The sequence below is a fragment of the Actinomadura pelletieri DSM 43383 genome (genome assembly GCF_003634705.1).
In the GTDB taxonomy this organism is placed as follows: domain Bacteria; phylum Actinomycetota; class Actinomycetes; order Streptosporangiales; family Streptosporangiaceae; genus Spirillospora; species Spirillospora pelletieri.
Map to the genome: position 1 here is coordinate 365,503 of NZ_RBWU01000005.1, position 14,500 is coordinate 380,002.

Here is a 14,500-nt window from a genome sequence, read left to right on the forward strand (position 1 = left end):
GTCAGCCGGTGGCGAAGGCGAGGACTCCGATGGCCGTTCCCGCGAGCATGCAGGGGCCGAAGGGGAACTCGGCCTTCCGATCCCGCCGGACGATCAGGACGGCGACCGCGGTCAGGCCGCCGAGCAGGTAGGTCGCGAGCAGTCCGAGCACCCAGGCGTCCAGCCCGAACCACCCTAGGTAGAGGCCGAGCACGCCGGACAGCTTGACGTCCCCCAGGCCGATCCCGGACGGCACGAGCAACGCCTGCGCGAAGTACAGGGCGAGCAGCACCGCCATGCCGAGCAGGGCGTGCCGGAACCGCGCGAACCCGTCGTCCTCGAACGGCGCCGCGGCGGCCAGCAGCGCAGCCGCGACGCCGTAGGACGGCAGCGTGAACCGGTCGGGCAACCGCCTGACCTGGACGTCGACGAATCCGAGGAGGGTGCCGACGACGCCGAGATAGAGGAGCGCGGGCAGCACGGGCTCCAACCCGACCCGCCATCCGAGCAGCGTGCACACACCGGCGGTGACCAGCCCCATCGCGGCACGGCGCCGCCGTGGAACCTCGTCCACGAACGGCCTCGCCAGAGGCGCCGACAGCAGACCGACGACGAAGCCCACGGGCACCAGCAGCAGCGCGACCATCGACCCCGACGATAACCGCACGGACGCCTCCTCCGCCTGAGGAATTCCGGGCGTCCGGTGACCACCGTGATACCGCGCGATCGAGCGGCCTCTCCTTCCGGCGCGGGGCCGGGTACAGGCCTTAGAGTCTCTCTGTAGGCGGCCCCACTCTGGAGACGGACGGCGATGACGCATCCATCGGACCCCGGTCACCCACCGCGCCCGCAGGTTCCCGGTCAGCCGGAGTCCGGCAGGACCGACTCCTACGGGCCACCACCACCGCCGCCACAGCCGCACCAGCAGCCACACCAGCAGCCACAGCAGCAGGGCCCGGTTCCGGGGCCTCGCCCGCCGGGCCCGCCGGGCCCGGCGTACGGGCCGCCGGAGCAGCAGCAGGGGTGGGCGCCTCCGCAGCCCCACCCCGCGACGAAGGGCATGCTCGGCACGCTCTTCGACATGAACTTCGACTACATGATCACCGCGAAGCTGGTGAAGATCGTGTACCTGCTTGCGCTGGTTCCGATCACGCTGTTCGCCCTGGTCATGGCGTGGTACGGGCTGGCCTATCTCGAAGAGGGCTCGTCGTTCGGCCTCATCACCCTTCTCGCTGCCCCCTTCGTGTGGCTCCTCCAGGTGCTCTTCACGCGGCTGGTCCTGGAGTTCGTGATCAACCAGTTCAAGATCAGTGAGTATCTGCGGGTCATCAAGGACAAGGACTAGGCGGGCATCCGGTGGGTGAGCTCGACGGGACCGGCGGCGGGGTCCCACCGCGGGACACGCGACGGGACACGCGGCAGGACGCGCGGCAGGACGAGGGCATGACCCGGCGCGACACACGGGTGCCCGACCAGCGTTCGCCGGCGCGGACGCGGCGGGACGGGCCGGCGTCCGGCGACCCGCTGGTACGGCTGCCGGGCGCGCTCGCCGAGCGGTACCGGGCGGTCGCGGAACTTCCGGTACAGGGTGCCGAGTCCGATCTGCTGCTCGTCCAGGACGAGCACGGCGACGAGTACGTCGCGAAGATCTTCCGCCGTGGCTACAGCGCGGACCGGGACGTCTGGGCGAAGCTGCCCGCGCTGGACTCGCCGCATGTGCTGCGGATCCTGGAGACCGGCCACGCGGACGGGCGCGACTACGAGATCGCCGCGTACGCGCCCGACGGCAACCTGCGGGCGCTGCTGCGGGAGGGGCCGCTGCCCGCCGAGACCGCCGGTGAGATCGCGGCGCAACTCGCGGACGGGCTGATCGCCCTGCACGGCGCGGGCATCGTCCACCGCGACCTCAAACCGGAGAACATCCTGGTGGTGGGCACCGACCCGGTACGGCTGGTGATCGCCGACTTCGGGTTGAGCCGGGTGCTCGACCAGAGCGTGGTGTTCGCCTCGTCGTCGCGGACGCTGGCGTACGCGGCGCCGGAGTCGCTGTCGGGTCAGGTGTCGCCCGCCCGTGACTGGTGGTCGCTCGGCATGATCGTCCGGGAGATGGCGACGGGCCGCGCCCCGTTCCAGGGGCTGAGCGAGACGGTCGTGGTCGACCATCTCGCGACGCGTCCGGTGAGCGCGGACGACGTCCCCGATCCGCGGCTGCGGCTGCTGTGCCAGGGGCTGCTGACCCGCGACCCGCGCAGAAGGTGGACGGGCCGGGAGGTCCGGGAGTGGCTGGACGGCGGTTCGCCGCCGGTGGCCCAGGAGTCCGCCGGGCCGGAGACTGGCACCGGGCTCCTGTTCCAGGGACGACGGTTCACCCGCCGCGACGAACTGGCGCGCGCCCTCGTCGACGACTGGGATCACGCCGCGCAGTACTTCTTCGAACGCGGCGAGTCGGGGCAGGCGTGGCGGAGCCTGCGCGACTGGCTCGCGGAGGTGCCGGGCGAGGGCCGCGACGACCTGGTGGACGGCCGACTCGCCACCCGCCTCCCGCCCGACGTGAAGCTGCTGCACCTGGTTCGGTGGCTCGACCCGGACCTTCCCCCGCACTATCTGGGCCGCCGGATGACGGCCGACGATCTGCCGAACCTCGCCGTCCTCGCCGGGGACCGCCGCCATCCCGACCACCATCTCGCCTGCCGGATCGGGCGCGACCTCTGGGACCGCGACCTGCTGCGCGTGCTGGCCGGGTTCGACGGCGGCCGTGAGCTCGCCCGCGTCGACGATCAGTGGCGGGCCTACGCGACGGCGTGGAACGACCTGGCCCGCTGGCTGCGGGCGCAGGAGGCGACGCCGCCCGCGCTGGACGCGCGGCTCCCGGACGCCGAGACCGGTGATCCGCCCGTCGTCCTGCTGACGCTCCTGGCGCTCGCGGCACGTCCCGCGCAGACCGGACGGCTGCTTGCCGACGGCGCGGCACGGGCGCGGGAGTCCGTCGCCGAGCCCGCGCCCTGGTTCACCTGGATGGCGGACGGCGCGGGCGACGATCCGCTGCGGCTGCTCGCGCTGTCGCTGGCGGCGCCCGAGGCCGTCCTGGAGGCGGAGGCGCGGGCGCGGGACCGGCTGACCGCCGAGCGGCAGAACGAGGCGTTGCGCGCCCGGTGGGCCGACCGCGAACGGCAACGCCTCGCGGGACGGAGCGCCGCCACGACCCGCGCCGTGCTGTGGACGCTGCCGCTGCTGGGCTTCTGGCTGCTCGGCAGTTGGATCGTGGACGGCCTGTTCGGCGTGGACGACACGGGCGCCAGCTCGGTCGGCGGGTTCCAACGATCGTCCGGCGCGTCCCTCGGGCTGTTGGTCGCGGCGTCGGTGCTCGCGTGGGGCGTCCAGATCGGCAGCGAGGTCATGCTGGCGCGCACGCAGGGCGGCGACTACCTGCCCGGCGGGCCGTGGTCGTTGTTCTCGAAGGTGCTCGCGACGGGCGGCCGGATCCTGTCCGGCGCGTCGGGGGCGATGACGGGCGCCGCGCGGCGCACCGGACGCGGCGGCTGCGGGCTGCTGTTCCTCGCCGGAACGCTGCCGCTGCTGATCGTCCTGTTCCTGTTGGGCGCGGTGATGCCGCTCGGGACGCTGCTGTGGCTGCTGGTGATGGCCGCGGCCGCGTTCGCGCACGCCGTCATGGCGGGCATGCGGCTGCACCGGTGGCGTGAGTCTCGAAGCGGCGGAGGAAAAGCGTGAGCAGTGGTGTCGAGGCCGAGATCGTCCTGGACATGGCGGTGGTCCTCACTCTCGGCATGAACCGTGTCCTCGGACACGGCGCCGGGGTGGCGGGCCGGGGCGCGGAGGCGTTGGCCGCGCTCGCCGAGGGACGTGCCGAGGCGCGGGCGGCGGCGCTCGCGGAGGTGGAGACGCAGGAGCGCGCGCTGCGCGAGGTGGTGCGCCGCAACGCCCGCATCGCGGCGCTCGCCGAGACGCGCGACGGGCTCGGCGCCGACGTGGCGCTCCCTGCGGCGCTGGAGCCGGACGAGCGCCCCGCCGCGGAGCTGACCGCATGGTGCGAGGCGACGGACCGGCTCCTGGACGAGGCGGAACGGCAACTCTCGGAGCATCTGGCCGCCCAGGTCACCGCGCAGGTCTTCGCCCTCCCCGCCGAGGCGCTCCAGGCCGACACGGCACAGCCCCCGCAGGCCCCGGCGACTCCCGAGGACGACGAGAGCGCCGCGGAGGACGCCCGGCGCACCCTGGCCCGCATCATGGCGCGGCTGCTGCCGGACGCGTCCGACGAGGAACGGCACGCGGTCGTGGAGGCGGCGCGCCTGCTGGCGGGCGTCGGCACGGCGGAGGAGGCCGAGGGCGTCCTGCAGGAGGTGCGGCTGCGGATCGGGGACGCGAACCGCCGCACCGCGGAACGCCGGGAGGAGGAGCGGCGCCGCGCGGCGGAACGGGACGCCGCCGAGCAGGCCGAGGCCGAACGTCGCTACGTCCTCGACTCGATCACCGCCGCGTTCGAGGACCTCGGATACGAGGTCCAGCCGGGCTTCGAGACGCTGACGGCCGACGACGGGACCATGACGTTGACCAAGGGCGCCTGGCCCGACCACAGCGTGCGGATGCGGGTGGACGACGCGGCGCACGTACGGGCGTCGATGGTGCGGGAGCGACCTGCGGAGAGCGAGGACGACCGGCGCGTCGACGTCGAACGGGAACGCGAGTGGTGCGAGGCGTTCGAGGCCGCGCGGACCCGGCTGGAGCGGGCCGGGATCCGCTCCGACGTGTCGTGGCGACTCGACCCGGGAGTCCGTGAGCTGCCGGTCTCCACCGAGTCACGGCAGACTAGGCCACGCGCGGGGCAACGCGAGCGCCGCCGTGAGCGTCACAAGTGACGTGCCTGGTGGATGGGCGACCGATCGGACGGATGGAGCGGAGTGGAGCCGACGCATGAACGGGAACGAACCGGAGAGGGCGGGGAATCGTCCCCGCACCGCCGGTCGCCTTCCCACCCTCGGCCCCTCCGCGAGGAGCAGGTATGAGCATTGAATCGCCGACTCTCGGTGGACGGCTGTTGGGTTGGCCGCCGTTCATCCGTGAACTGGACGCGACCCTCTCCGTGCACTCCCAGTACGTCCTGTCGGGCAACCTGTACGACAGTTTCCTCGCGCCCCCGTCGGACGCCACCGGCCCCGCGCGGCTGCTGCCGCTGCGGGAGCTGCTGTGGGAGACGCTGCGGTCCAGCGGCGCCTCCTTCATGGTCGTGTACGACCCGGTGGACGGTCTCCAGGTGTACCCGGAGGCCGGGACCGAGGACGGGGACGAGGCGGCCCGGTCGGCGGAGCGGCTGCTCGGCAAGATCAAGGCCGACGAGAAGCCGTCGCTGGAGGCGCTGACCCGGCATCTGTCGGCGGTGGCGCGCCCGGAGGAGAACATCCGCGCCGCGTTCGTGATCGACTCGGCGTCGCGGATCGCCCGCACCCCCACCGACCTGGAGCCCGGCGAACGCGACTTCTTCCGGTTCTGCGCGAAGCTGTCGCGCAGCGCCCGTCCCGTCCGGGTGACGGGTCCGCGGCCGAAGCCGCTGTACAACCCGGTGGTGTGGCTGGTGGAACGGCCGGGCGACCTGCCGCCGTGGCTGACCGCCGACAACGAGAACGTCCGGGAGATCACGATCCCGCGCCCGCATCTCGGCGACCGGCAGGAGACGGCGCGGCTGCTGGCCCGCGCGTTCGGCGTCACCGACGTGGGGGCGGACGAGGTCGCCGCGGCGGCGTGCGACGCGTTCGCCGAGCAGGCCGACGGGCTGACCCTCCAGTCGATGATCGAGGTGACACGGCTGGCGAAGGAACGCAGCGTCGACCTGGCCGACCTGCCGGACGCCGTCCGCACCTACAAGCTCGGCGTGCTCGACAACCCGTGGAGCCGCGGCCATCTGCGGCGGCGGGTGCTGGAGGGCGAGAAACGCGTCCCGGAACGGGTGATCGGGCAGCCGCAGGCCGTGACGAAGACGCTCGACATTCTCAAACGGGCGGTGCTCGGGCTGTCGGGGGCGCAGGCGACCCGGTCGGGGAGCCGCCCGCGCGGCGTGCTGTTCTTCGCCGGGCCGACCGGCACCGGCAAGACGGAGCTGGCGAAGGCGATCACCGAGCTGGTGTTCGGTGACGAGTCGGCCTACCTGCGGTTCGACATGAGCGAGTTCTCCGGGGAGGGCTCCGGGGACCGGCTGATCGGGTCGCCGCCCGGATACGTGGGCCACGAGGCGGGCGGGGAGCTGACCAACGCCGTCCGGGAGGACCCGTTCCGGGTGATGCTGTTCGACGAGATCGAGAAGGCGCACCCGCGGATCCTGGACAAGTTCCTGCAGATCCTGGAGGACGGGCGCCTCACCGACGGGCGCGGCAACACCGTCCACTTCTCCGAGTCGATCCTGATCTTCACCTCGAACCTCGGGATGTACGTTCCGGGCCGTGACCTCACGACCCGGGACGCGCACACGGGCGGGTCGCCGTTCGCGTCGCCGGACCGTGTGCAGAACATCACACCCGGGATGCCGTACGACGAGGTGGAGCAGCGCATCAAGAGCGCCGTCGCCGACCACTTCACCGAAGTCCTGAACCGGCCCGAGCTGCTCAACCGGTTCGGCGACAACATCGTCGTGTTCGACTTCATCTCCGCCGAAGCCGCCCAGAAGATCTTCGACCTGCAGCTCGCGAACATCTGCCGGCGCGTCACCGAGGAGCACCGGCTCGTCCTCACGGTGAAGAGCGAGGCGCTGGCGACGCTGCGCGGATGGTGCACGGAGGAGCTGGACAAGGGCGGACGCGGCATCGGCATGGCGTTGGAGTCCTACTTCGTGAACCCGCTGGCGCGTGCGCTGTTCGACCGTGATCTCGTGCCCAACGAGAAGATCACCGTCTCGGGTCTGCGACGCGAGGGCAGCATCGTCCATCTGGATCTTCAGTGACGTCCGCGACACTGCTGCTCGCCAAGGCGCACTATCCGGTGACCACACTCGGCCCCGGAACCCGCGCGGGCATCTGGACGCAGGGCTGCACGCTGCACTGCCCCGGCTGCCTGTCCCGGGACACCTGGGAGGCCGATCCGGGCAAGGCCGTCCCGGTGGAGGCGATTCTCGGCTGGCTGGCGTCACTGCCGGGACCGGTCGACGGCGTCACCATCTCCGGCGGCGAACCGTTCCAGCAGCCGGCCGCGCTGGCCGCCCTGGTGCGGGGTATCCGCGCGTGGCAGGAGGGCCGCGCCCGTGAGACGATTGCATTGGACATATTGGTCTACAGCGGATATGTCTACTCTCGGCTCGTCCGCACCGGTGCGACTCGCGAGATCCTGGACATGTGCGACGCCGTGGTAGCAGGCCCGTACGTTGATCGGCTCAACCCGGAGGGGCGACACTCCCAGAGTGGATCTCTACTCTGGAGGGGGTCGGCCAACCAGCGTGTCGTGCCGCTGTCCCCGCTCGGGGTCGAGCGGTACGGGGCACTGGCCGATATCGGGGAGACTGGAGAAGGAACAGGGCCCCGAGTACAGGTGTCCGTGGACGAAGGGCCGGAGGGAAGGCGGGTGTACTACATCGGGATCCCGCGAAGGGGTGACATGGAGCACCTGACGTCGAGGCTCGACCGCGCCGGGGTGCGCTCGGGGGATGTGTCATGGCGACCTTGAACTGTCCTGTCTGTGACGAACCGTTCCAGCAGGGCGATCTGCTCTGCATGAGCTGCGGGGCCAACCTCGCCCGTGCGGGCGGCGCCCAGCGGCCGGGCCCGGGCGGGTACGACGACCAGCACCGGGGCTTTCCGCCACCGGGCCAGCCGCAGGGCGGCCAGCCGCAGTACGGCGCCCCGCCGGGGCAGCCGGGCGGCCAGCCGTACCAGCAGGCGCCCGACCCCTACCAGCAGCAGGGCCCGCAGCACCAGGGGCCGCCCCAGCAGCAGGGCCCGCCCGGGCAGGCGCCCGACCCATGGGGCCAGCCGCCGCAGCAGCAACAGCAGCCGGACGGCTGGGGGTCGCCCATGCCCCAGCAGCAGGCCCCCGACCAGTACGGGCAGGGCCAGCCGCAGCACGGGCAAGGTCAGCACGGGCAGGCACCGTACGGGCAGCCGCAGCAGCAGGGCGGCGGCCAGGCTCCGATGCAGCAGTCGCCGGACCCCTGGGGCATGCCCCAGCAGCAGCAACCGCAGCAGGACCAGTGGGGCGCACCGCAGCAACAGCAGCAGCAGTATTCGCCGCCCGACCAGCAGTTCCCGCCACAGGACCAGCAGTTCCCTCCGCAAGACCAGCAGTTCCCTCCGCAGCAGGACCAGTACTCCCCGCAGCAGGACCAGCAGTACTCGCCGCCGCAGGACCAGTGGGGCGCACCGCAGCAGCAACAGCAGCAGCAACAACAGCAGGACCAGTGGGGCGCACCGCAGCAGGGCCCGCCCGGCGGTGACCAGTTCGGCCAGCCGCCGCAGCACGGCGGCCCGCCCCAGCCGCACGGCGGTCCCCAGCACGGCGGCCAGCAGCACGGTGGTCCCCAGCACAGCGGGCAGCCGCCGGTGCCGCCGCACGGCCGGGAGGCGACGCTGCTGCCGCCCGACCAGAACCAGGGCCGCCAGCCCGACAGCACGGCGTTCATGTGCCCGTACTGCGAGGCGGTGCTGTCCCACCCGGGTGCCGCGCAGTGCGACTCGTGCCTGCGTCCGCTGCCGCAGAAGGGCACGCCCGTCCTGCGGGTGATGTTCCCCACCGGCGAACTGAAGGTCTCCGTCGGGCAGCATCTGGTGATCGGACGGGACGCGGGCCAGTCCCCGGTCGCGTCCACGTTCACGCAGTACGACAACGTGTCACGGCGCCACTCGACGGTGTGGCTCGACCCGTCCGGGACGGCGTGGGTGCGTGACGAGGGTTCCACGAATGGAACGTTCGTCAACGGCGAGCGCCTCCCCCGCGGCGTCGAGGCGCCGCTGCGCGACGGCGACCAGCTCCGCCTGGCCGCCGACGTGACGGGCACGGTCCAACTGACCTGACATTCGCGTCAGCACGGCGGTGGCCCCGAGGGACTTCCCTCGGGGCCACCGCCGTTCTCGTGCTCCGGACAAGCGAACGGGGGCCGCCTGGTACCGGGCGGCCCCCGTCCCTACAGCGCTCGGTCGGCCGGAAGGTTCGGTCCGCCGCGGTCGGCCGTAACGTCGGTCCGCCGTAACGCCTGGTCTTGAAGATTCAGCCTGCTCGCTTGGAGCGGGCGCGCATGCGTTCGCGTTCCTTGGCGTCCAGGACCACCTTGCGGATGCGGACGGCGCTCGGCGTGACCTCGACGCACTCGTCCTCGCGGCAGAACTCCAACGCCTCCTCCAGGGACAGCTGCCGGGGCGGGGTCAGCCGCTCCAACTCGTCACCCGTGGACGAACGCATGTTCGTGAGCTTCTTTTCTTTGGTGATGTTGACGTCCATGTCGTCGGAACGCGAGTTCTCCCCGACGATCATGCCCTCGTACACCTCGGTGGTCGGCCCGACGAAGAACGTGCCACGCTCCTGCAGGTTCATGATCGCGTAGGCGGTGGCGGCGCCCTGCCGGTCGGCGACCAGCGACCCGGTCGGACGCGTCCGCAGGTCACCGAACCACGGCTCGTAACCCTCGAACACATGGTGCGCCATGCCGGTGCCGCGGGTCTCCGTCATGAACTCGGTGCGGAACCCGATGAGGCCGCGCGCCGGGACCAGGAACTCCATCCGGACCCAACCCGTCCCGTGGTTGATCATCTGTTCCATCCGGCCCTTGCGGACCGCCATCAGCTGCGTGACCGCGCCGAGATGCTCCTCGGGGATGTCGACGGTGAGCCGCTCGACCGGCTCGTGCTTCTTCCCGTCGATGGTCCTGACGACGACCTGCGGCTTCCCGACGGTCAGCTCGTAACCCTCGCGGCGCATGTTCTCCACCAGGATCGCCAGGGCCAGCTCACCGCGGCCCTGCACCTCCCACGCGTCCGGCCGCTCCGTCGGCAGCACCTTGATCGACACATTGCCGACCAGTTCCCGGTCGAGCCGGTCCTTCACCATCCGGGCCGTGACCTTCGTGCCCTTCTCCCGGCCCGCCATCGGCCCGGTGTTGGTGCCGACCGTCATCGAGATCGCGGGCTCGTCCACGGTGATCAACGGCAGCGGACGCGGATCCTCCGGATCGGCGATCGTGTCACCGATCATGATGTCGGGGATACCGGCGATCGCGATGATGTCGCCCGGCCCCGCCGCCTCCGCCGGCTTGCGGGTCAGCGCCTCCGTCATCAACAGCTCGGTGATCTTCACCCGTTCGACGCTGCCGTCATGGCGACACCAGGCGACCGGCTGCCCCTTTTTGATCGTTCCGGCATGGACGCGGCACAGCGCGATCCGGCCGAGATAGCTGGAGGCGTCCAGGTTCGTCACATGCGCCTGAAGCGGCGCGTCCGGGTCGAAGGACGGCGCCGGAATCGTCTCGGTGATCACCGTGAACAGCGGCTCCAGATCGGGGCTGCCCGGCATCTCACCGTCCGCGGGCTTGTCCAGCGAGGCACGCCCCGCCCGCCCCGACGCGTACACGATCGGGAAGTCGATCTGGTCCTCGTCGGCGTCCAGGTCCATGAACAGCTCGTACGTCTCGTCCACGACCTCGTCGATACGGGCGTCGGGACGGTCGGTCTTGTTCACCACCAGGATCACCGGCAACCGCGCGGCGAGCGCCTTGCGCAACACGAACCGGGTCTGCGGGAGCGGGCCCTCGCTCGCGTCCACCAGCAGCACGACACCGTCCACCATGGACAGCCCGCGCTCGACCTCACCACCGAAGTCCGCGTGCCCCGGCGTGTCGATGATGTTGATCGTCATCCCGCCGTGCCGGACCGCGGTGTTCTTCGCGAGAATGGTGATCCCCTTCTCGCGTTCCAGATCGTTGGAGTCGAGGACCCGGTCGTCGACGTCCTGGTTCTCGCGGAAGGCCCCGGACTGCCAGAGCATGGCGTCGACCAACGTCGTCTTCCCGTGATCGACGTGAGCGACGATCGCGACGTTCCGGAGGTCGTCGCGCGTGGAGATGGGCATGCGGGTTCGCCTTGCGTGAGAGTTCAGGAATCAAGCTCAGTTTATTTGTATTTCTCTCCTCCTTCGGCCCTGGCGGGCCTCCATCGTCGAGAAACACGATGCGATCGCTGGCATCGCTCCGGCTCGCCCAGGGGCTCGCTGCGCGATCAGGTTCTTGCTTCGCTCGAACCTGCCTTCGGACGCGATCGCAAACCTGGAGGTCGTTGGGGGGTTGCGGTGCGGGCTCGGGGTGGTCTCGTGCGGGGGGTGACGGTGGCGGTTTGAGACGTTCGTCACTGAGAAGTACGCGCGATCGCTCCTGTGTTTATTGCAGTGCACTCCTCCTTCGGGCCTGGCGGCCCTCCATCGTCGTGCACCGCGGGCGATCGCTGGCATCGCTCCGGCTCGCCCAGGGGCTCGCTGCGCGATCAGGTTCTTGCTTCGCTCGAACCTGCCTTCGGACGCGATCGCAAACCTGGAGGTTGTTGGGGGGTTGCGGTGCGGGCCGGGGTGGGGTGGTCCGGGGTGGCGGAGTTTCGGGGCTTGTGAGAGAGAGGTTCGTCACTCTGTAAGAAGATTTTGGGCGGTGATGGCGTCGATCACAGGGCGGTCACCGGGGAGCCAGTCGACGTCGTAGAGGTTTTCCCTGGTGAGCCAGCGGAGGGCCAGGTGTTCCAGGGCCTGGGGCTCGCCCTCGATGATGTGGGCCGTCCATACGCGGAGGAGGGCTCGTTCGCTCAGGTGCCAGTCGCCGCCGATCCTGGGGCCCAGACCTATCTTGATGGCCAGTTCCTCATGGCATTCGCGGACCAGGGCGTCCTCGTCGGACTCGCCCGGGTCGACCTTTCCGCCTGGTAGTTCCCAGCCGCCGGCCATGTGCGGCGGCTCGGCACGTTGGGCGCTCAGCAGTCGTCCGTTCGAGAAGATCGCCGCGGCCACGACTGTGATCAAGGCTTTCAGCTCCTGGCGTCGCTGTGGGCTCGGGCTTCCTGGACGATCCGTTCCAGGTGGTCGCTGTGGGCGCCACGCCAGTAGATCCTTCCACAGTCCGCGCAGCGGCCGTAGACGTCGTAGCTACGGCGCGTCCCCGCCTCGAGGTCGCGTTCGATCTCCTCTTTGTCGACCGGGGCGAGTTCGCCGTTGCAGGCGGTGCAGCGCGTCCACGGGGTCAGGACGGGCGCGAAGCGGTCGAGGACGTCGCGGAGCTGGTCGTCAGGGCGGGAACCGCGGACGTAGGCGCCGAACCACAGCGCGCGGCGGCGAAGCAGGCCGCGGTCCTGGGTGAGCAGGACGCGGCGTTCCCGGTTGGCCTGGACGACCAGCTCCGGATCGTCCATGTCGTTGTGGTAGGCGGTGTCGAGGCCGAGGAGGCGCATCCGGCGGGCGAGGGTGCCGAGATGGACGTCGAGGAGGAACCGGGGCGCGACCTGGTCCGGCTCCAGCGGGACCGGCTGGGGGCGGAGCACGGCCGACACGTCCACCTCGTCGCCCACGTCCGGTCGGGTCGACGGGCCGACCGGCGTCCCGTGGACGACCATCGTCCCGACCTCGGGCAGCGGGACGCCCAGCGACTCCACGAGGTGCCCGAGCGTGGAGGTGCCGTCCCAGGGGACGCTGGTCACCGGCTCCCGCCGCGACGCGGGCAGGAACATCATCAGCTCGTCGGCGACGCGGATGGCTATCTCATGCTCCACGTGATCAGCATGCCATGCCGTCGCTCCGGTTCTCCTGAGGTTTTCGGTCGTCAGGACGCGCTGCGCGAGATCCTGCTGGTCGTCGGCAGGCGCCGGGTGCGGTGAGCGTCACCCGGCGGCCAGCTCACCGGCCTTCTTGCGCAGGTCGGGACGCGCGAGCGGACGCGTCACCCCCACCCAGTCGGACCGCTTGTACGGTTTCACGCCGATCGCGGGAACGCAGGTCGAGCAGCTCGCCACGATCATCTTCCCGTCGGAGATCACCATTCCGACATGCCCGGGATTGTTTGCCGAGGTTCCCGGGCCCGAGTCGAAGAACACCAGGTCACCGGGCTGTTCCTCCCCCTTCTTGATCTTCTTGCCGAACGGCCACTGCTGGAAGGTCGTGCGGGGGATGTTCAGGCCGACCGTCCGGTACGCGGCCTGGATGAGGCTGGAGCAGTCCCAGGCGTCCGGCCCGTTGGCGCCGAACACGTACGGCTTGCCGCGCTGCGCCATCGCGAACGCGATGATCCGCTGGACGAGGGCGGAGGCGTTCACCGGCAGGTCGCTGTCCTCGCACTCGACCCCGTTCGACTGGACGACCTCGAAGTCACCGCCGACATAGCGTTTCGCCCAGTCCAGGACGAGGTTCACGTAGTCCCACGAGTGGTTGTACTGGAAGATCGCGGTACGCATACGGCGGGGGGCGCCGTTGTGCTTGAGGTACGCGGCGGCGGACGGGATCGCGTCCACCGGGTCGTAGCGGTCCTTGCGGCCGTCCTTGTTCCCGTCGACCGCGAACGCCTTCCACGTCGCGGCCAGGAACTGCATCGGGCCGCCCGCGCCCGCGTAGTTCTCCCCGCTCCGGACGCCGGGCAGGGTCGACGTGCCGTGGTTCGTCTCCACCTTGCCGATCCCGGCCAGGACGTTCCACGGGATGCCGAACTTCTCGCCCGCGTCCTTGTACAGGTCCAGGTAGTTCGCGGGAATGGCCCTCGCGTCCGTCGCCGCCGCGGGCTGCGCGCCCGCCTGGGCGACGTTCACGCAGTTGCCGCCCGCGACGCCGCCGCCGAACATGAACCGGCTGGCCCCGAACATGACCGGGACGATCAGCAGCCCGGCGAACAGCGTCACACCGACGCCGAGCGCCCCGAAGAGCAGCACACGACGATTCATCCCGTGTCACCCGCCTGTCCCGCGTCCGCCGGTTCGAACGAGTAGATCCGCAGTGAACCGCCCTCCCTCACCACGGTCACCGCGTACCGCTGCCGATCGTTGCTGTCGGTGTCGCCCGACGAGACCTGCTGGATGCCGGTGACCAGGAAGATGATCGAGTTGTTCTCGATGGTGCGGACCTGGTCGAGCGTCGCCGAGCCCTGCGCGACGACCTGGCTCTTGCGCCGCTCCTCCAGCAGGCCCGGGGTGGTCGCGGCCCGCGCCAGCTCCGTCCGCAACTCGTCGGTGACGAGCCCCGACAGCCGCTGCGCGTACACCTCCGGCGGCTCGTCGAAACGGTACGTCCCGTAGGCGGCGACGAACCGTTGCGCCAGATCCGCCGCGTTGGCGAACTCCGCCCGCGTGAACGGCAACAGGCGGTAGATGTCGAAGTCGTTCGGGTTGACCGGGGTCCGGATTCCCGGCGGCGGGGACGCCGGACCGGTCGGGCCCGGCGGGGCCGACGTGCTCGGCCGGGCCGCCGGACGGTCCGGTTCCTCGTCGCCGGGTGAGGCCAGGCTCAGATACAGGCCCGCGGCGGCGAGGAACACCACGAGCCCCGCGAACAGGAGCCTGCGCTGCCGGTCGTTCAGGTTCAT

The 14,500-nt window shown here is 70.9% G+C and carries 13 protein-coding genes; 6 read left to right on the plus strand and 7 right to left on the minus strand.

What is annotated here, in order from left to right; translation table 11 throughout:
• Window position 1: 1 nt before the first annotated feature.
• Window positions 2–646 carry a prepilin peptidase gene (locus tag BZB76_RS23515; protein ID WP_246007139.1) on the minus strand — a complete coding sequence of 215 codons (645 nt, stop codon included), beginning with the start codon at window positions 644–646 and terminating at the stop codon, window positions 2–4.
• 144 nt (window positions 647–790) lie between these two features.
• Here BZB76_RS23515 and BZB76_RS34285 point away from each other — a divergent pair, with 144 nt between their 5' ends.
• The 5 genes from BZB76_RS34285 (at window position 791) to BZB76_RS23540 (ending at window position 7,641) form a co-directional block, all read left to right on the plus strand.
• Window positions 791–1,324 carry a DUF4282 domain-containing protein gene (locus BZB76_RS34285; protein WP_147449507.1) on the plus strand — a complete coding sequence of 178 codons (534 nt, stop codon included), beginning with the start codon at window positions 791–793 and terminating at the stop codon, window positions 1,322–1,324.
• An 11-nt stretch (window positions 1,325–1,335) separates the two neighbouring features.
• A complete protein-coding gene (locus BZB76_RS23525; RefSeq protein ID WP_246007140.1) occupies window positions 1,336–3,708 on the plus strand; it encodes a serine/threonine-protein kinase in 2,373 nt (790 codons plus the stop codon).
• The gene (locus tag BZB76_RS23530; protein ID WP_121436574.1) at window positions 3,705–4,853 is read left to right on the plus strand and encodes a response regulator receiver protein; all 1,149 of its coding nucleotides are present in this window, start codon (window positions 3,705–3,707) and stop codon (window positions 4,851–4,853) included. Before BZB76_RS23525 ends, BZB76_RS23530 begins: the two co-directional genes overlap by 4 nt.
• A 143-nt stretch (window positions 4,854–4,996) precedes the next feature.
• Complete coding sequence (locus BZB76_RS23535) at window positions 4,997–6,925, plus strand: AAA family ATPase (RefSeq protein ID WP_121436575.1); 1,929 nt, start codon at window positions 4,997–4,999, stop codon at window positions 6,923–6,925.
• On the plus strand, window positions 6,922–7,641 hold the full coding sequence (locus BZB76_RS23540; RefSeq protein WP_121436576.1) for a 4Fe-4S single cluster domain-containing protein: 720 nt from the start codon (window positions 6,922–6,924) through the stop codon (window positions 7,639–7,641). The genes BZB76_RS23535 and BZB76_RS23540 overlap by 4 nt, the downstream gene beginning before the upstream one ends.
• Here BZB76_RS23540 and BZB76_RS34905 read toward each other — a convergent pair.
• Entirely contained in the window at window positions 7,545–8,525 is a 981-nt protein-coding gene (locus BZB76_RS34905; RefSeq protein ID WP_170180715.1) for a hypothetical protein, read from the minus strand. The genes BZB76_RS23540 and BZB76_RS34905 overlap by 97 nt on opposite strands.
• Between BZB76_RS34905 and BZB76_RS36415 the strand changes: the two genes are divergently transcribed.
• Entirely contained in the window at window positions 8,514–8,984 is a 471-nt protein-coding gene (locus BZB76_RS36415; RefSeq protein ID WP_170180716.1) for an FHA domain-containing protein, read from the plus strand. The two genes, BZB76_RS34905 and BZB76_RS36415, sit on opposite strands and share 12 nt — an antisense overlap.
• A gap of 193 nt (window positions 8,985–9,177) precedes the next feature.
• On the opposite strand, the gene typA is transcribed toward BZB76_RS36415, so the two are convergent.
• The 5 genes from typA to BZB76_RS23570 form a co-directional block, all read right to left on the minus strand.
• The gene (gene typA, locus BZB76_RS23550) at window positions 9,178–11,031 is read right to left on the minus strand and encodes a translational GTPase TypA (RefSeq protein ID WP_121436578.1); all 1,854 of its coding nucleotides are present in this window, start codon (window positions 11,029–11,031) and stop codon (window positions 9,178–9,180) included.
• 540 nt (window positions 11,032–11,571) lie between these two features.
• On the minus strand, window positions 11,572–11,961 hold the full coding sequence (locus BZB76_RS23555; protein ID WP_420534809.1) for a (deoxy)nucleoside triphosphate pyrophosphohydrolase: 390 nt from the start codon (window positions 11,959–11,961) through the stop codon (window positions 11,572–11,574).
• Between the two features lie 5 nt (window positions 11,962–11,966).
• Complete coding sequence (locus BZB76_RS23560; protein WP_281273899.1) at window positions 11,967–12,704, minus strand: Mut7-C RNAse domain-containing protein; 738 nt, start codon at window positions 12,702–12,704, stop codon at window positions 11,967–11,969.
• Between the two features lie 108 nt (window positions 12,705–12,812).
• Window positions 12,813–13,862 carry a C40 family peptidase gene (locus BZB76_RS23565; protein ID WP_121436580.1) on the minus strand — a complete coding sequence of 350 codons (1,050 nt, stop codon included), beginning with the start codon at window positions 13,860–13,862 and terminating at the stop codon, window positions 12,813–12,815.
• The gene (locus BZB76_RS23570; RefSeq protein ID WP_121436581.1) at window positions 13,859–14,500 is read right to left on the minus strand and encodes a hypothetical protein; all 642 of its coding nucleotides are present in this window, start codon (window positions 14,498–14,500) and stop codon (window positions 13,859–13,861) included. The genes BZB76_RS23565 and BZB76_RS23570 overlap by 4 nt, the downstream gene beginning before the upstream one ends.